The 20,419-nt window shown below is 36.8% G+C and carries 7 protein-coding genes; 3 read left to right on the top strand and 4 right to left on the bottom strand.

The window, feature by feature from the left end; genetic code table 11:
* Window positions 1-72 precede the first annotated feature (72 nt).
* Both ES676_RS04780 and ES676_RS04785 read left to right on the top strand, forming a co-directional pair.
* Window positions 73-13,935 (top strand): T9SS type B sorting domain-containing protein, encoded by a 13,863-nt coding sequence (locus ES676_RS04780; RefSeq protein ID WP_148368905.1) that lies wholly within the window; start codon window positions 73-75, stop codon window positions 13,933-13,935.
* A gap of 32 nt (window positions 13,936-13,967) precedes the next feature.
* Complete coding sequence (locus ES676_RS04785) at window positions 13,968-14,972, top strand: PorP/SprF family type IX secretion system membrane protein (protein WP_148368907.1); 1,005 nt, start codon at window positions 13,968-13,970, stop codon at window positions 14,970-14,972.
* A gap of 529 nt (window positions 14,973-15,501) precedes the next feature.
* On the opposite strand, the gene ES676_RS04790 is transcribed toward ES676_RS04785, so the two are convergent.
* From ES676_RS04790 to ES676_RS04800, 3 genes are all read right to left on the bottom strand, one after another.
* Window positions 15,502-15,972, bottom strand: coding sequence for a nucleoside deaminase (locus tag ES676_RS04790; protein ID WP_148368909.1), 471 nt, complete (start codon window positions 15,970-15,972; stop codon window positions 15,502-15,504).
* Window positions 15,973-16,075: 103 nt separating this feature from the next.
* On the bottom strand, window positions 16,076-16,267 hold the full coding sequence (locus ES676_RS04795) for a cold-shock protein (protein ID WP_148368911.1): 192 nt from the start codon (window positions 16,265-16,267) through the stop codon (window positions 16,076-16,078).
* Between the two features lie 70 nt (window positions 16,268-16,337).
* Entirely contained in the window at window positions 16,338-17,900 is a 1,563-nt protein-coding gene (locus ES676_RS04800; RefSeq protein ID WP_148368913.1) for an SDR family NAD(P)-dependent oxidoreductase, read from the bottom strand.
* A gap of 259 nt (window positions 17,901-18,159) precedes the next feature.
* Here ES676_RS04800 and ES676_RS04805 point away from each other — a divergent pair, with 259 nt between their 5' ends.
* Window positions 18,160-18,897 (top strand): hypothetical protein, encoded by a 738-nt coding sequence (locus ES676_RS04805; protein ID WP_148368915.1) that lies wholly within the window; start codon window positions 18,160-18,162, stop codon window positions 18,895-18,897.
* Window positions 18,898-19,067: 170 nt separating this feature from the next.
* Here the strand turns inward: ES676_RS04805 and ES676_RS04810 are convergent, their stop codons facing one another.
* On the bottom strand, window positions 19,068-20,408 hold the full coding sequence (locus ES676_RS04810) for a DEAD/DEAH box helicase (RefSeq protein WP_148368917.1): 1,341 nt from the start codon (window positions 20,406-20,408) through the stop codon (window positions 19,068-19,070).
* Window positions 20,409-20,419: the final 11 nt, after the last annotated feature.

Genomic DNA, 20,419 nt, shown 5'->3' on the forward strand with positions numbered 1-20,419 from the left:
AAACTAAATAATCTTCGTTTTGTTATCAATTCCCCCTAAAGTTGATAACAGAATGAGCGTAAAATTAAAATTATGGAAAGTCCTACTATTTCTAAATTAACCATTGCTGTACTACTATTCTTCATAGGTTTCGCATCCTATGCTCAAAATTATGAACCATTTGCCCCTAGATTCAACGAGGATTTAAAAGGAGACATCATACTTATTGGTAACAATATTCTTGGCCCAGATAATAATGCCTTTAATGACGATGATGAATATAACCACAATGTGGATATGCGTTATATTGACATTGACGGTGATAATACAACGTTTAGTTCTTCAAGTGCCGATTTGGATATCCCGAATCCGAATTGCTATGGTATAATATATGCTGGTTTGTATTGGGGGGCGGTTAATCCTGGTAACGAACCTATAACAGACGTAAAATTAAAAGGACCAACAGGTGCCTATAATGATATACAAGGAACCATTATTTACAACGCTAATGGTACATCTGTAGACGGGGGGAATAGCTTTTCTTATGCGTGTTATGCAGATGTTACAGATATAGTTACAACTCTAGGTACCGATTTGGGTACTTATACGGTCGCTAATGTCTCTTCCGGCGAAGGTGAAACTTCAACTTTTAATCCGTACAACGGTACAGGTCAATCTGCTGGATGGTCTCTTTTTGTAGTTTATGAAGATCCTACTCTACCGGGTAAATCCATTACAAGTTTTGATGGTTTTAGTTCCATTAATGTCTCTGGTAATGCAAGCTTAGATATTCCTATTAATGGTTTTAGAACCGTTCCTGCTCCTGCTCCAGTACGCGCAAATTTTGCTTTTGCAACTCTAGAAGGAGACAAAGCAATTACGGGTGATAGATTATTGTTAAATGGTGTAAGTTTATCTGCAACGGATCGTCCTGTAAATAATTTTTTTAATAGTTCTGTAACACAATTAAATGCGCTACCAGTTAATAACAGAGTGCCTAATAGCACCAACACCTTAGGTTTCGATACAGGCGTTATGGAAATACCAAATCCTTCCAATGGTGTAATTGCGAATGATGCAACATCAGCGACCATTAGTCTAGAAACAAGTGGAGATACTTATTTTCAGTATTTTTTCGCTTTCGCCGTAGAAATAATTGAACCCACTATAGTACTAACCAAAATTGTAGAAGATGATGCTGGTAATGATATTGGCGGACAAACCGTTGGTTTATCTACCCCTTTAAATTATGTTATAGGTTTTCAAAATATAGGGAACGATAATGCCACTAATTTTCAGATTAGGGATATTCTTCCTATAAATATCGTATTTAATTATCCTACCGATCTAGTACTTCCACCTGGCGTAACAGTAGTAAGTTACAATCCTGTTACTCGAGAGCTAATATTAAATATTGAAGATTATTTGGTTGAAGAAAACGATCCTGTTTATGAAATTAGGATAGAAGTTGAAACAGTAGAAAGTTGCCAACAATTGGCAGATGCGTGCTCAAATATTATTAACAACCAAGCGTATGCAACATACAATGGTTTTTTCAACCCTACATTTCAAATTTCTGACGATCCAAGCCTTAATAGTAACACAGGTTGTTTACTAACGCCGCAAGCAACTAACTTTTTAGCCAATCTTGATGATTGTGTTTTTACCCAAAACGAAGTGCTTTGTGGTTCTAGTTTAGAAATGACTGCTGCAAACGGTTACGACACTTATTCTTGGTCTACAAGCGCAACTGGTTCTCCAGTAATTGGAACAGACCAAACAGTTACTGTTACAGAAACAGGAACCTATTATGTGTTTAATACTGCTATAGCGCCTTGCCAATCCATTGTACAAGAATTTGTTGTGACGCTTTATGGTGGCGATGTAGAAAATCCTATCATACCGTATGCAGATGAAGTCGTTACCTGTCCCAACGACGGTAAATTATTGCCAAACATTTTTCTATGTGGTGCAAATGATACGCGAAATATCCAAACGAACATTTCGGGTGCGTCAACAATGATTTGGGAACAATTAGATGAGTCTAGCTGCACTGCCGTTTCTAATACGGATTGTGCTAATGAAGACGATGCTTGCGTTTGGAATGAAGTAGCTACAGGGCCTAACTTTTTAGCGAATGCGTCTGGGCAGTTCAGACTTACGATTAATTATTCGGGAGGGTGTTTTGTACAGTTCTATTTTAATGTCTATCAAAACTTATTAGATCCAACAGTTATTTCAAACGATATTATCTGTACAACCCCTGGAAGTATTACTGTTAACAATGTACCAACTGGTTACGAATATAGCTTAGACGATATTACCTACCAAAACAGCAATGTTTTTACAGTTAATACTGCTGGAACTTATACAGTTTACATAAAACAAATTGATGTTACAACGAACCCTTGTGTGTTTACAGTACCAGATATTCAAATTAGAGAACGTGACTTTACAGTATCTTCAACTATTACACAACCGCTTTGTTACGGTGATTTGGGGAGTATTCAATTGGCTGCTAATGATGTAGAGCCGCAATATTCATATGCCTTATATGAAAATGGAACTTTAGTAAATAGTGTTGGACCTATTTTAGAAAATACGTATTCTTTCGATAATTTAAATCCCGGAACGTATACCGCTACAGTAGAAACTGAAGATGGTTGTACCTATTCTGAAGACATCACTATCATAGAGCCTCCATTGCTAACCGTTACCGCTGCTATTACTAGTCCATTAACCTGTAATAATGGAGAGATTACAGTATATCCTGAAGGTGGAACACCACCATACTTTTATTTTGTAAATAGCGCTACCGATTTTCAAACGGTACCAGAAATACTGGTTATTTCTGCAGGTGTTTTTGACATCACAGTGGTCGATTCTAATAATTGTAGCGCAACGACTACCATTACAGTAGACGAATTACCTGAACCAGAATATACCATTAGCCAAACAGATATCTTGTGCTATAATGATAACACGGGAACAATTCAAATTAATGTAACGGAAGCCAACGGATACACATTAGAATTTAGTATAGACAATGGAGCTACTTACAACACTAATTCTTTATTTTCGAATCTTACTGCTGGTAATTATGACGTATTAATTAAATATTCACTTGGTGGTTCAGAATGTTTTACAACAGCACAAATAATTACTATAAATCAACCCGATGAAGCTTTAACAGCTACTGCAGGAATTTCTGAACTGGCAGGTTGCGGTCCGTCTGGAGAAGGTACCATTCGCATTACAAATCCTCAGGGCGGAACACCATTTCCTGCACCAAATTTCTATGAGTATAGTTTTGATAATCAAGCCACTTGGACGACGTCAAATGACGCCTATGTAACCCCAGGGACTTATACTGTTTATGTTCGTGATGCTAATGGATGTGTTTTTGCTATGCAAGATATTATCTTAGATCAAGAACCTCCTGCACCAACAATCGCTTTAGGCGACACTATTTTTAATTGTGATGGCTCAGGAAACGCGACTGTAACAGTCACTAATAATGGCGGCTCCTCTTATAGTTACGATTATTTATTAGACGGAGTGCCTAATCCAAATACAACAGATCCTCAAACATTTATAAATGTTCCTTCTGGTTCTCATACTATTAGTGTAGAGTATACCTTATTAACGGTCTCAACATTTAGTAATTTATTATACGAGACTTTTGGGTATGGTGAAGACACCACTTCTCCTGGAATTAATCCAACTTACTACTGTTTTGAAAGACAGGTTACAGCAACACAATGTGGTAATAGTCCGGCTATTAACGATGGTGAGTATTCTGTTACTTCCAATATAGAAAACCCTTTTGGTTCGTGGATAAACCCTTTAGACCACACACCTGCAACCACTCCACCAACACCAGATGGAAGGTTTATGGTTGTAAATATTGGAGCTTCGATACCGGCATCCGAAATTTTATATCAAAAACAAATTATTGATATCATTCCGAATCAACCAATACAAGTTGAGTTTGCAGCTATGAATTTATTGCAAACAGGAAATAATCAATTCGATCCTAATTTGAGAGTTGCCTTAGTGGATGGTTCTGGTACAGAAATTTCTTTCTACAATACAGGAGATATCCCTAAAACTGAAAATTGGGTTGAATATCCTACAACACCTATAACTCTAGATCCCGGAGCTAATACCAGTTTAACCTTTATATTACGCTCTAACGTACAACAAGTTAGTGGTAACGACGTCGCGATAGATGATTTAAAAGTATATCAACTTCCTGCTGCTTGTGCTACAATTGTAGATTTTCCTTTTGTAGTTCCTTCAGGAAATGCTTTTACTGCTGATGTAACAGGAACTTCAATGGTTAGTTGTGCAGGTGCTTCGGACGGAACGTTTACAATTGCAGCTCAAAATTTTGATCCGACTTTAGGTTTCCAATATTCTACAGATAATGGAACAACGTGGTTTACACAAATGACTTCTCCTTATACCATAACAGGATTGTCTGATGGTAATTACGATATTCAAATACGTTATGATGACACAGCTGACACTTGTCTTTTTACTTTTACAGAAACAATAAGCGCTCCAGATCCTTTAGCTGTTACTACTACCAATACCGAAGTAACGTGCTTAGATGGTGCGACAATTACAGCATCTACAACGGGTGGAACACCTGCCTATTCTTATCAATTAATTGATACAGTCGCTCCTTTTACAGTAACCGATTTTCAAGGAAATGATACGTTAACTAATGTTGCTCCCGGAACGTATACTGTTGAAGCGACGGATTCTCTTGGCTGTACAGCATCTACTACGGTTACCTTAGATGCGCCAGATATTCCAGAGGCGATTATAAGTGTTACATCTGATTTTTGTTATGATACTACTGACGCTACAACACTTGAAGTATCGGCATCTTCAGGTCAACCACCTTACCAGTTTAGTAGTAATGGTGGCGCGTTTCAAACGAGTAATATATTTGATAATTTAACACCTGGAACGTATACCATTATCGTTAGAGATGCTTATGGATGTGAGGTAACGTTACCAGCTCAAATTATAGAGCCACAATTAACGCTTACTACTGTTTTAACCGAAGATTTAGATTGTACTGCTACACCAGATGCAGAGATTACAGGAACTATTTCAGGTGGATATGCACCTTATACTTATGCGATTTCAATAAATAGTGGTGCGTATACAACTTTAGGTACAACAGGAACTCCTTTTACCTATACCACAGGGACATCGGGAACTTATCAGTTTCAAGTTACAGATGCTCAAGGTTGTACTGCAGAATCCGGTATAACTACGATTTCACCGTTATCAAATCCAACGGCAACAGCAACCTCAGTCGATCCATTGTGTTTTAATGGCGCTGCAGGCGAAGTACAATTATTTGGATCAGGAGGTTTAGGAGGTTACACGTTTAGTTTTGATGGCGGTGCTTTTACAACACCATCATTATACACGAATTTAAGTGCGAATACGTCGTATACTTATCAAGTACAAGATAGCAATGCGTGTTTATCACCTATTTATACAATCACACTAAATAACCCTTCAGAAATAGAAGCCATAGCTTCTGTACCAAATAATACTATGTGTAGTGCGACAACTTTGATTACAGTTGCTGCAACAGGAGGTACAGGAAGTTATACCTATAGTTTTGAAGGCGGTGCTTATTCAAATACGAATACATATACAGTAACTAATACTGCAACGACACAAACTATAACCTATTCTGTAAAAGATACTAATGGGTGTATAGATACAGAAACCATAGTTATTTCACCTTACAATCCTCCAACGGGAATGACATTTGCAGATTCAAATGCAATTACTTGTAATGATGCCACAACAGATGTAACTATAACACCAACAGGAGGTGTAGGCCCATTTGAGTTTGTAATTACTGCTCCTGCAGCAGCAACTACAAATGTATCCGGAGTAAGCACGGGTGTTTTCACTGGGTTAACACCTGGGAATTACATCTTCGAAATTACGGATACTAACGGGTGTACAACTAGTGCTTCCCATACTATTGCTCCAGCCATAAATATTGCAGTTTCAGGTACGAGTAGTGATGAAGTGTGTTTTGGCGATGCTAATGGTGAGGCGATTTTCACTATTACGGATGTAAGTAGTTCTGGAAATTTCACTTATACTATTACACCGTCTTCAGGAACAGCTGCACAGACAGGTAACATTGTAAACGTTACAAATCTAGGAGCAGGAACCTATACCATTAATGTACAAGATATTACCACAGGATGTATTGATTCGGCTTCAGTAGTTATTAATGCTGCTACAGAAATTGTCTTCTCAGCATCGGCAACCAATGTGAACTGTAATAACACAATTTCAACGATTAGCTTTCCAACACTATCTGGTGGCGCACCAGCATATACTTATGCTTATGTTGCTTCAGGAAGTCCAGCGCCAGCGCTTGGGACTTATAGTAATGGAACTACTGTAGATACAGCTGTTTTAGGATTAACTATAGATATCTATGTAAAAGATGCTAACGATTGTGTCGTTATGACACCAATAACAATTACTAGTGACCCTACACCTAACGTGACACTAAATATTGATAATCAATGTTCTGTGGGCGGCAATTATACAATAACAGCCTCAGCAAGTTTAGGAGTTGCTCCCTATACCTATAGTATTGATGGAACGAATTTCCAATCGAGTGCCACATTTACAGTTGCACCAGGAACCTATACGGTGACGGTTAGAGATGCTAACGGTTGTATTGCTAATAGTAATACGGTAACGGTTTATCCACAGTTAACATTATCACCTAATTTAGATAAGGAGATTACGTGTAGTCTTCCACAAGACGCTCAAATTACGTTAACAGCTAACGGAGGAAATACACCAGCTTATACTTTTGAATATTCTACCGATGGTGGAACAACCTACTCGCCTATGGCTAGTAATGTATTTAATACATCAACACCGGGTAGTTATACGTTTCAAGTAACTGATGCTAACGGTTGTCAAGCAGTAACAACAACTGCTATCGATTTAACAACACCTATAGATCCAGATATTACAGTTACTCAAACTGCTTTTATTAATTGTAATGGCGAAGAAACTGCGGCTATTTCAATAACTCCAGATACAACGTTAGGTCAAGCTCCCTTTGTTTTTGAAGTTATTAATACAACTACAGGAACAAATTATGGAACACAAACGTCTGGATTAGCAGCAGGAGATTATACAATTACTGTTACCGATGCTAAAGGCTGTACTGAAATAGAGACGATTACTATTTCAGAACCTATCCCAATTGTGGTGAATTACCATGCAGTGCCAATTACATGTACTACAGGAGGTGTTTCTCAGGGTTCTGTAATTGTAGATAGTGTAACAGGAGGAACAGCGCCTTACAACTATTTTGTAACAGGTACCAATGGTTATGCGGAGTCTGAACTTAACACTGCGGGTACAACTTCTGTTAATTTTGATGTCGTTGATTTTGGATTATACCAAATAAACGTTGTGGATACTAATGGCTGTTCTGTCTTAATTCAAGATGTACTAGTGGCATCACCACCAGACGATTTAGATATTACAATTGATGCAACAGCAGATTGTGCTACTGGAGGAGAAGCCACAATTAGTATTGGTACTACTCTTGGAAGCCCTGGTCCTTTTTACTTTGCAATTTATGATGGTACCATTCCAGCAACCGCCCCAACCCCACCTGCAGGTGGATGGCAAACGGAAACAACTCCAGGATCTAATTCAACTGTTTTTACAGGTTTAACTCCAGGAGTTTTATATACTTTTATTGTGTATGACACGGTAACATCGTGTTACTATTTTGAATCTGCTGTCGACCCTATTCCAACGAATGCAACTGTAACGGCTTCCGCTGTAACTTCAAATAATATTACGTGTACTGGTAGTGCCGATGGTAATGTGTCATTCACGTTAAACAATCCTGAAGGAATTGCTATCGATGTAACGTATGAAATATTTAACTCGCTATCATTAGCAACAACCTCTATTGTTGGAAACGGAACTATTCCTGCAGGAGGCACACTATCGGTAACGAATTTAGGCCCTTTAGATTTTGGAAATTATTATGTCCTTATATCTGAAACCTCTGGTCCAAATGCTGGTTGTAGTATAGTGACAGTGCCTTTTAATATTACAGAATCTGCAATAGATTTAAGTCTAACGGCTTCCGTCTCTTCAAATGAAAACTGTAATGACCTTGGTGTTATAACGGCAGTAGCGAGTGATGGTACTGCCCCTTATCAATATCAAATATTATTAGATACAGATGCTGCTCCAATAGCAACTAGTACAGGATGGGCATCGGCTAATACTTTTACAGTGGCAGCAAATGGATATACAATATATGCTATTGATGCTTACGGTTGTATTAGAGATTTTGATATCAGTTTAATAAGAGATGCTGAACCAACAATCGATCCTCTGGTAGCGCCATGTTTTGTAGGTACTCCTATAAATGGTACGATTACAGGAATAGTTTCAGTAGGAACACCACTGTATAGTACCAATGGAACTACTTATTCTTCAGATCCGAACTTTACAATTTATACGGCAGGTACTTATACCTTATATATTCAAGATGGTAATGGATGTGTGGCAACAACACCTTATATCGTCAATGATGAATTACAATTAAACGCTGCGCTGATAAAAGCTTTAGATTGCACGGTTTCACCAGATGCAGAAATCACATTAACTGCAACAGGAGGAGACACGACGTCTTATGCTTACGAAGTGTCAACAGACGGAGGTACCACTTATACCCCAATGGCTACAAATGTTTATACAGCCACCACTTCTGGAACATATACCTTTAGCGTTATAGATGCTGCAGGATGTCAAGCAATAGCAACGTATACCTTAGATCCAATTCCGACTATAGTCTTTACTACAATAGAGACCGATGTTACCTGTAATGGTGGTAGTGACGGTACTATTACTGTAAATGTAACGGCAGGTGTTGGTCCTTTTCAATACCAATTGGATGGCGGAGCTCTTCAGAATTCAAATGTTTTTACAGGGTTATCTCAAGGAACTACCTACGTTATAACTGTAATGGACACGCAATCGTGTACTTTGGCAAGTGCTCCAATAACCATTAATGAACCAACAGTTTTAACAGCTTCTCACACCGTATCTGCAAATACAACCTGTGATATAGAAACAATAATCACTGTTACTGGACAGAACGGAACGCCTACAGGAAGTGGAACAGGTTACTATTACAATTTCAACGGTTTTGGCTTTACAACCAATAACATGTATACAGTTAATAATAATGGAACTGTTCAAATTATTACTTATACAGTACGAGATGCTAATGGCTGTATAGTGTCTGGTTCTGTTACTGTTGATCCATTAGATTCGCCGACAGATTTAGATTTTAGTGCCACGGCGATTACATGTTTAATAAATGATGGTACAGTGACATTAACGGCAACCAATGGTATTGCCCCGTTAAGTTTCGAAATTCTATCGCCAGCGAGTGCGACGACTAATACAACAGGTGCTTCAAATGGAATGTTCACAGGATTAACACCTGATGACTATACTTTCCAAGTTACCGATGCTAACGGTTGTAATTATCAAGAATTATATAACCTTATAGACGTTGAAAATATAACGGTTGCAGGACAATTAATTAGTGATGTGACTTGTAATCCAGGAGCAAATGGTGAAGTGTTATTTACCATTTCAGATTTTACAGGAACTTATAGCTACTCTATAAATGGAGCTCCACCGATAACCGGACAAACAAATCCAACAGTAACAGTCTCTGGGTTAACCGGAGCGAGTACACAAACTATAGATGTTACAGATGAAACTACAGGTTGTACTGTGACAACTTCAATTGATGTATCACAGCCAGCTACTTTAGGTTTAACATTAGATACTAATATTAATGCGACTTGTACTATGGGAGCGCAAGTAAGTGTTACAGCTTCTGGAGGTATTACTCCATATTCATATTCTTTTGTAGTGAGTGGTGATCCAGCAGGAACATATTCGTCTTCAAATTCAGCAATTTTAGATCCCGCAATATCAACAACGTGGGATGTGTATGTGCAAGATGGTAATACGTGTGTTATCTCAACGCCATTAACAATTACTATTGCAACAGACCCAATTCCTTCAGGAATAACAATCTCGGGCTTAAGTCAATGTCCAAGTCCATTAAACGACTATACGTTTACAGTAGATGTTGCTAGTGGAATAGCGCCTTATGAATATAGTATAGGTAACGGATTCCAAACTAGTCCAACCTTTACTGTAAATGCACCAGGAACTTACAATGTTATTGTAAGGGATGCTAACGGGTGTACAAATACAGCTCCTTTTACTTTCGATATATTACCAGCAATTCAATTTTCAGCTGTTATTACTACAGCTCCAAGTTGTGATGACGACGACGGTGAGATAACAGTAGCCGGTTCTGGAGGCTCAGGAAATTATACATATTCTATAACTCCGAATCCTTCATCAATCACCTTGAGTGGTGACGTGTTCTTTGGTGTACCATCAGGGACGTATACGGTGACTATGACTGATGCAACAACATTATGTACACAAGAGATCGCCTTAACATTAGACCCTGCGACGCCAGTAAACTTTACACTAGACGCAGATAATGTAACGTGTAATGGAGGAAGCGATGGTATTATTGTTGTCGATTTACCAACAAGTAATGATAACCCAATTTATACTTACGAAATCACTGCGCCTATTATTGTGGCACCTCAAACGTCAAATGTCTTTACAGATCTAGTGGCTGGTACCTATACGGTTCAGGTAAATTCAGGTAAAGATTGTGTAGCTACCGAAACTATTGCAATTTCAGAGCCCGATGCCATTTTAATCTCTGCTCCTACAGTATCTCAATATCTTTGTGCTACTGGTAATACATTAAATTATGCTACAATAACGGTGACAGGTGTTACGGGAGGATCTGGAACGTACACGACTTACGAATTTATCGAGAGTGGTACGGTCGTTCAGTCTGGAAGTAATACTACTTATACAGAATCAGATGCCTCTGGCGGAACCTACACGGTTAATGTGTACGACGATCAAGGCTGTTTGGGTACTACAACTGCGGCAATTACTATTAATCCGTATATAGAATTAGATGCAGTAACAGTTACTGTTGATACTGCAATCTCTTGTACTAACCTTGAAGATATAACAGTAACCGCTTCAACAACTGGTGGAACACCGCCGAATTTAGAATATATTGTGGAGGATGTTGAAGGTTCTATTACAGGAGGTGTCTACAGTCAGACAAATACCACTGGCGTATTTACAGGTTTAAATATTGGAAACTACAGTATCACAGTTACCAATTTGGATACTGGATGTAGTATTGAAAATGTACATTATGTAAACGATCCGAATACTTTCGATCTTATTTTAGATACTGTAATCGATGTTACGTGTTATAACGATAACGATGGTAGTGTAAGTATCACTTTCATCGATCAGGTTATTACAGGAACAAATCCAGATCAGTCTGGACCATTTAACTATACTATAGAGGATAGTTCGGGAGCAACAGCTGCTACTGGTACTACTTCAAATGCGGGGCCTATAACTATAACTGGGTTAACCGGCGATACGTATACTGTAAATGCGACACTAATTTCTAATCCTTTTTGTACAGTAACTAAGAATTTCACGATTACGCGACCTAACGAAGAATTAACGCTTATGGCTTCCGAAGCTTCAAGTGTAACTTGCGATAATAACTCAGGCTCTATCGATGCTAACGCAAATGGCGGCTGGGGAAATTTGGAATATGAATTAGTTTTAGCGGGAACAGTTGTTGAAGCGTATTCTTTAAATAGTTTCTTTTCAGAGTTATCTGCGGGAACTTATACCGTAAATGTTAGAGATTCTGAAGGATGTATCGCAACAACTGATGTTATATTAGACGTACCGACACCTATCAGCGCGACATTTACACCAAATACAACAATGCTATCGTGTTTTGGAGATCAAAACGCTTCAATAACAATTACGGGTGCTGCTGGTGGTCAAGGGAGTAATTACACCTATGTTCTAAACACCCTTTTTCCAACAGTGAGTGGTTCTGGTCCTCAAACAACAAATATGTTTGGTAACTTAGGAGCAGGAATATATTCTGTTACCATAACAGACGGTTATAATTGCGCGTTTACTTCAGTAGATATTACTATCGCACAACCAACACCAATACAAGCAAGTTTAGTGAAGGAAACAACGCAAAGTTGTTTGGTAGAATCTACTTTAACGCTATCAGCATCTGGAGGAAACGGACCTTATATCTATAGTGAGACGGATACCTTTACAACGGTTATAGGATCTTTTGCAACAAATACCACTTTTTCTGTACCGGAAGGAACCTATCAGTATTATGTTCAAGATGCTAACGGGTGTATTGCGAATGTTTCAAATGAAATAACAATAGATCCACTTCCAGAATTAGTAATAAATTTACAATCTCTCAATCCTACAATTAATTGTGCAGGAGATAATAACGGAAGTATTATAGCAACAGCTCAAGGCGGACTAGGAAACTATATTTATACTTTAGAAGATACTGCCGGAAATACTATTACTGCAACTCAGGATAGTCCGGGCATATTCACAGAACTGGTCGCTGGTACTTACGTGGTAACGGTGGTTAGCGATGATTGTGTTATTACGTCAAATCAAATAACGATTACCGAGCCTTCTGCGCCATTAACCGCTGAATTTGAAATTACCGATATTACATGTAGCGGTAGTAATAATGGTATTTTAGAAATTACTGCTACTGGAGGAACAGGAATTATTAAATATGCGATCTCACCACAGTTAAATCAGTTTTTCGATACTAATGTATTCGAAAACTTAGCCCCTGGTGATTATGAAGTTGTTGTTCAAGATGCTTTAGGGTGTTACCTTACTTTCGATTTTACAATTACGGACCCTTTACCTGTCATCTTAAGTATTGTTCCGAATTCAATTTTCGCAGCAGTGTGTGATGGCGATGCAGATGGAGAATTTAGCATCGATATTGATGGCGGAAGTTTACCTTACAGTGTGAGCCTTGACGACTACAACGGGCCGTATATAACCGGTAATGCTACGCAGACCATATTCGATTTTACAGATTTAAACGGTGGTGACCACATAGTGTATATTCGCGATGCGGTAGGTTGTGAGTCTGAATGGAATATTACGTTCCCAGAATCAGTGATCATTAACCCTACTCTAGAGATCGAATATCTTTGTGAAAATAATACACTCACCAATTCAGTAACAGTTATTATAGATGAAAGCATTACAGATAGCTCTCAAATAGATTATTCTTTAGATGGTGGTGCGTACCAATCAAGTAATGTATTCACAAATGTACCTTCAGGAACAAATCATTATATAGATGTTAGACATACCAATGGATGTATTCAAAACACAGATTTCTTTGTTATTGAAAGCTACCAGCCGCTATCACTTAGTTTATCAGAAGGAAATCAGCCTGGAGAGTTTATTGCAACAACTACTGGTGGCACTGGAGATTACGAGTACACAGTAAATAACCAAAGTTATGGCGCTGTCGATGTGTTTGTAGTAACCGAAACAGGAACTTATTATGTTACGGTAACAGATAGTGCCGGCTGTCAAGCTGAAGCTGTAATAGATATAGACATTGTGGGGCCGTGTATGTCTAATTATTTCACACCTAATAGTGATGGTATCGCCGATACTTGGGCGCCAGGTTGTACAGAAGATTTTCCAAACCTAACCTTCGATATTTTCGATCGCTATGGCCGTAAGGTTGCAACATACCGCGTTGGTGAGTATTGGGATGGGCGTTATAACGGTAAAGAATTACCTACAGGTGATTATTGGTATGTGGTTAAAACCAATAGCGACCTTTTAGATAAGGATTATGTTGGACATTTTACACTTTACAGATAATAGAACCTAAAGCATTTTAAAAAATTAGTCAAATGAAAAAAATCACACTTTATATCGTTCTTTTTATCTCGTCTTATGGTTTCGGACAAGAATTAAACTTACCGGTGTTTACACAGTACTTAGCAGATAACGATTTTATTATTTCACCCACCTATGCTGGCGTTGGCGATAATTTAAGAATTAGAGCCAACGGATTGACGCAATGGGTAGGCATTAAAAACGCTCCCGATAATCAGGCGCTATATGTCGATTTTAGAATTGCAGATCAATCTGGTGTTGGTGTATCTCTTTATAATGATAAGAATGGAAACACACGACAAAAAGGGGTTAAATTTTCTTTTGCGCACCATATTATTTTAGATTATAAATCGAAACAGTATTTATCTTTCGGACTTTCTTATAATATTAATAGCTTTAGAATTGATATTGAAAACTTTGAAGGTACCGAAGAAATGCCAATCGTAGATCCTAATATTAGAGATGACAGATCCATTTCTAATAATAATTTTGATGTTGGAATTCTATATCGCTTAAAAATGTTTTTCTTAAGTTTTAATGTAAATAATATATTAGACAAAAAGATTGATGCCTTTACAGGAATAGAACCGAGTAAACTATTAAATTTTCAAACCTATGCTGGATATGTTATTAAAAGCAAAAGTATGAGAAATACAGAAATTGAACCTTCTATATTTTACCAAAGGTATAATAGTGATGGACGTTCAAGTACAGATATTAATTTAAAATATAGAAAGTATAACGGCGATGGCGATTATTACTGGGTAGGTGCTTCTTACCGTTTTTTAAACGATCAAGCTTTAAAACCTTTAAACATTGGACCAATGGTGGGGATTAAGAAAAATGAATTTTATTTCGCCTATTCTTACCAAGCCACAATGAATGATTTATCGGGATTTAATTCTGGAACGCACGCGATAACTATAGGTATAGATTTCTTACAAGGAGTAAGCGATTGTCCGTGTACGCAAGGTACAAGCTGGAGACGCTATAGAGAAGCGGGGGTAAATGATAAATAATTAACTATTAAGTGTCTTTAAAGGAAAATGAAAGGAGGATTAAATTGCTGCCAATGTAGCATTTAGACATTCGGGCAAACGGTTCTACTTTATATAAACACGCAGCTTATTGAAAGCTATATCCAGTTAAATTGGTACGAAATATAAACAACTAAGAGACATAAGCCTTTATATGTAAATACAGTTATGTCTGTATTCAGATCCATATCGATCGCAATTATTTGAAACTTGTTTTTTGGTATTACCGTCTTGGGGTACACTACCAAAAGTTATAAAGTAAACCCTAAAATAGCACTCAAGAAACCAGCTTAAAATCCGTCAATGTAATTTTCAACTATTGTCCGATTGATCGCAGTCGAAATCTGTTTAGCTGCTAAAACACTTCATTTTACAGACAACTTTAGAGTGTGAATAAGACAATTTTGGATATTTTTATCTTTGAATTTGAGTCATTGATTGAGTTTAATTATTAATCCCTTTAAGGATAAAATATTTTAACCCAATATTAAAACCTCCCCAAAATCAGTTCCTAGTATTCCGTCTTATCCATTTTTTTAACCCATTCTTGAAAAGGTTTTATCGCAATTTCTGGCGCAAGTTGTACAAAAGGAATACTTCTTTTGTTGTAAGGCAAAGGGATTTCTTTATAAATAAATTCATCATCAAAGCCAATATTTGCGGCATCAACTTGACTGCTTCCGTAGTACACTTTATCTGGTCGCGCCCAATAAATAGCTCCTAAACACATAGGGCAGGGTTCGCAAGACGTATAAATTTCGCAACCGTCTAACTGAAACGAACCTAGATTTTTACACGCCTCTCTAATAGCAGTAACTTCGGCATGTGCTGTGGGATCGTTTGTAGACGTAACTTTATTATTACCGCGACCCACTATTTTTCCGTCTTTTACAACGACACAACCAAATGGACCACCTTCGTTATTGTTCATACCTTTCAACGCTGCGTTTACAGCTTCTTGCATAAATTGTTCTTTATCCATTTTTAAAACTATTTTTTAGAAAAATACAAATCATTTCACAATTTCACATAAAAAAAGCCCATCAAAATATTGATGGGCTCTTTTAAAAAACTTGAAGTATATATTACATAACTTTTACGTTAACTGCATTTAATCCTTTGTTTCCTTCTTGTAAATCAAATTCAACATCGTCACCCTCACGGATTTCGTCGATTAATCCTGAAATGTGTACAAAATGATCTTTGTCTACTCCTTCTTCAGTGATGAATCCAAATCCTTTAGTGTCGTTGAAAAATTTTACTGTTCCTTTACTCATAATAATAATAATTGTAATTAATAATTTGATAACTTGAGTGCAAAGATAGTGCCAATTTATTTATAAACCACTACCAATCGATAGGAAAATAATCTTTTAAAAATTTCCCCGACCAATGTTTACCGGTATTTATGCCGTCTATTAGCGGATCCATTACCCTTGCCGCCCCATCAACAATATCTAAAGGGGGTTGAAAATCGTGGATTTCTACTTTTTTCTTAGATAATTCTGCTGGATCTTCGTCTGTTACCCAGCCCGTATCGACAGCATTCATATAAATACCAGACTTCGCAAAGGTTGCTGCAGAAGTATGTGTAAGCATATTTAAGGCTGCTTTTGCCATATTTGTATGCGGGTGTCTGTCTGCTTTTTTAAACCTATGAAACTTCCCTTCCATCGCAGATACATTAATTATATGTTTCTTACCTGTGTTTTCTTTCTTCATTAAATTAGACAAACGGTTGCATAACACAAACGGTGCAACGGCGTTTACTAACTGAACTTCTACCATTTCCGTAGTTTCAATTTCACCTAATTTTAATCGCCAACTGTTGGTTTTTCTTAGGTCTACTTGTTGTAAATCGGCATCCAATTGACCTTCTGGAAATACTTCGGCAGTTTGTAATGAATTATCAAAACTGTATGGAATTTGAGATAATTCGGCCGAATTTCGCAATCCAATTCCTGGTTCTGGCCCGTGCCAGGTCACCGGTAGCACATTATTTTTACTCGTTTTTGAAGTGCTAGCACTAAACGCTGTTAATTCTTTTAGACAGGTATTATGATCTTTTAACAATGGTTGCGCTAATTTTGGCAGTTGGCCGACAGGTAATTTTTCGTTTTCCATTAAATGGGAATAAAAACCTGAAGGGCGTCTTACAGTTTGTGCTGCATTATTGATTAAAATATCTAAGCGATCGTATTTTTGCTCTATATAATTACAGAAAATTTCTACACTTGGTATATGTCGCAAATCGAGTCCGTGAATATGCAAACGATCACTCCAATCGCTATAATCCTCTTCTTTAGAAAACCGAATGGCAGAATCTGCAGGAAAACGTGTCGTAGCCACAACGGTAGCTCCCGAACGTAATAACATTAATGAAATATGATAGCCTATTTTTAATCTAGATCCTGTAATTACCGCTACTTGATCTTTTAAATCGGTCGTCTGAAAACGTTTTGCGTAATTTAAATCACCACAATCCGTACACATTGTATCGTAAAAATGATGCAATTTTGAGAATACAGCCTTGCAAACGTAGCAGTTTCTCGGCGATTCTAACTCTAAAGTGTCGTCCCGATTAGAAGCTTCTGCTAGTAGTTTTGGAGCTACAAATAACGACGCTTCTCGCGCAGAACGGATACCTGTTGTTTTTCTGGCGTGCGTATCTTTAGCAATCATTTTACGCTTTATAGCCTTCTTAGCGTCTTTTCTTCTCCGCTGAAACTCATCACGATTTGGACGAGACAGCATTCCTGAGGCTTTATATAATGCCGTTCTTTTTTCTTCAGAAAGATTAAATATTTGATTGGTATCGGTTACCAAAAGTTCTAAGACCGAAATACATTGGTCTATTTCCTCCAATGAGAGTTTTCTAGTGGTGTCTGGTTGGTTGTTATCTGTAAGCATATACTTATAAACGTGATATCGAGATCCTATTTAATATAAAAATTATTTTTGGCGAAGATAGTTATACCGTTCTGAGAAAGTGAATAAATAACTAAATTAAAATATTGAGGAGTAAGAACCTATTAACCAAGATCTCACTTTTAAAAAGCTTAATTTCACCAACAAATAGGCGCATAATTTATCTTTTGATAATAAATCATTTAATTAAACTAATGATTATCTTGTGTAAAAACATATCAAAATTATAAGAATCTGATAAATGAAAAAAAAGTGTCACAAAATTTTAAAGCTTATAAAGGAAGTGAAAGCTATCGATATAGTCTTTTTTATAGCTTTTTTTGCGTCTGTACTTATCAGTTTAACGATGGATCAAACTCGGCTTGTTTATATATTGCCGCTAGTCATTGTAATCATCATTTTAAAATATTTAAGTTATAAAAATATTACAGTTAATAAGCTGTTTATTTTTGCAGCACTTCTAGTTCTCGTTTCTGATATCTTATCGTTACTAAATTTTTTCAATCACTTTACGTGGATAGCTATTTTAACAGCTTCTTATTTAATCTGTTTAATTATAATACTTATAAAATATTTAAGTAAAAGTAGGCTCAAATCGGTAATGTCACTATCTGTAGTGCTCGGTATGTTATTAGTAACTTATATTATATTTGCCGTTGTCGATTTGTTAATAAACAACATCCCCACTCACTTTGTTATTTACACCGTTTTCGTCGCATTTTGTTTATTTATATTTTCTATTACTTTTGCTATGGTTTATATCAGTGATAAGTACGTTAATGGCCCTGTTCTATTAGCTTCTGGGATTTTTAATATTTTCCAAATGACCTTATCATCTATTAACGAGTTCTTTTTCTATAACAGAACCTTTACAGCAGTAATTGTTATCTGCCATATTTTGTCACTATACCTTTTTATGAAATTTATCGCGGAAGCTAAGGTTGTTGAAATTGAAGATGTTGACGAAAAATATTTTTAATAAAAAAGAGGACAACTATATTAGTTATCCTCTTTTTTATTAAGTGAACTTGCCTTACTAAAACAGCTTGTTTTATAGGTTTAAACGCTATATTCCTTTACAATACCGTAACCATTAATTGGTTTTAATTAAGCGTGAAATATCTAACTGATTCTTATCTATTTTAATCATTATTTTTTCTTATTCTTCTTCGTTGCTTCAACTTTTAGGTGTTCTGTACTCGATTGTGCTATGTAATTCGCTACTATTTTATCGACAAGCTCGTCTTTTGTTAAATGATGAAACACCGTTTTTATTTGCGCTTTAAAATCTTCTGAAACATCGCGATTAGGTTTGGTCTTAAATATTTTTTTAGCCCATATTAAACCATTATTTTCTTCAATACTTTGTGCATCTGCTTTTTTAAAGGCCGTAAAAACAAGACCCAATTCTTTTTCAAAATCGGCAATATCCTCTACTTCTTCTTTTTGTAAAACGGTTAACGACAAGCCTTTTGCTCCTGCCCTAGCCGTTCGTCCGCTTCTATGCACATACGCGTCGTAAGTATCTGGTAAATGGTAATTAACCACGTACGATACTTCTTTTACATCTATTCCACGAGCTGCCAGATCGGTTGCAACTAAAATATCAATATGGCCTTCTCTAAATTGACCCATTATTCGGTCGCGAATACCTTGAGTTAAACTACCGTGAATAGCCCCTGAAGAGAATTTATTTATCGCTAAATTTTTGGCTAATTTGTTAACCGCTGCCTTAGTTTTACAAAATATAATACCGCGTTCCCCTTCTTTTGAATTTAAAAAATGAAGTAATACCTCTAGTTTTTCTATAGGTTCTACAACCACATATTGGTGGTCTATACCTTGATGTCCCATCGTTGCCATATCTGCTTCAATATATACTACGTGTTTCGACATGTAGTTTTGAACTAATTGCTTTATAGTTCCAGGCATTGTAGCCGTAAACAACAATGTTCTTCTAGATTTAGGAATGTCTTTTATAATAGTATCGACCTCGTCTTTTAAAGCACTTATCATTTCATCGGCTTCATCCAATACTAAATACGCTACGTCTTTGATATTTATGGCGCCACGTTTAATTAAATCAACCAAACGCCCGGGAGTTGCTACCACAATATGAGTGGGAGCTTTTAAACGTTCTATTTGAGGTTTTATAGGAATTCCACCACAGACAGAGGCGATAGAAAGTTCTGGACTGTTTTTAGCAAACGATTCTAAATTTGCAAAAATCTGTTGCCCTAATTCTCTTGTCGGTGCTAATATTAAAGCCTGAATAGCAGTATTCTCAACATCAATTAACTGCAGTAAAGGTAAACCAAAAGCCGCTGTTTTTCCTGTTCCCGTTTTTGCTAAAACAACAAGATCTTCTTTTTGATTTAGTATTATAGGAATGGTCTTTTCTTGAATATCCGTAGGAACGGAGATGTCTAAACCAACTAAACTCTCTTGAATTTGTTTATTAATTCCTAAATCTGAAAACTGCTTTAACATAAAAATATTTT

This window comes from Bizionia saleffrena (genome assembly GCF_008086175.1).
Classification (GTDB): domain Bacteria; phylum Bacteroidota; class Bacteroidia; order Flavobacteriales; family Flavobacteriaceae; genus Bizionia; species Bizionia saleffrena.

Excerpts from the sequence above, each read along its gene's own strand:
- ES676_RS04780 (WP_148368905.1), top strand. The coding sequence starts at position 73 with ATGGAAAGTCCTACTATTTCTAAATTAACCATTGCTGTACTACTATTC.
- ES676_RS04785 (WP_148368907.1), top strand. The coding sequence starts at position 13,968 with ATGAAAAAAATCACACTTTATATCGTTCTTTTTATCTCGTCTTATGGT.
- ES676_RS04790 (WP_148368909.1), bottom strand. The coding sequence starts at position 15,972 with ATGGATAAAGAACAATTTATGCAAGAAGCTGTAAACGCAGCGTTGAAA.
- ES676_RS04795 (WP_148368911.1), bottom strand. The coding sequence starts at position 16,267 with ATGAGTAAAGGAACAGTAAAATTTTTCAACGACACTAAAGGATTTGGA.
- ES676_RS04800 (WP_148368913.1), bottom strand. The coding sequence starts at position 17,900 with ATGCTTACAGATAACAACCAACCAGACACCACTAGAAAACTCTCATTG.
- ES676_RS04805 (WP_148368915.1), top strand. The coding sequence starts at position 18,160 with ATGAAAAAAAAGTGTCACAAAATTTTAAAGCTTATAAAGGAAGTGAAA.
- ES676_RS04810 (WP_148368917.1), bottom strand. The coding sequence starts at position 20,408 with ATGTTAAAGCAGTTTTCAGATTTAGGAATTAATAAACAAATTCAAGAG.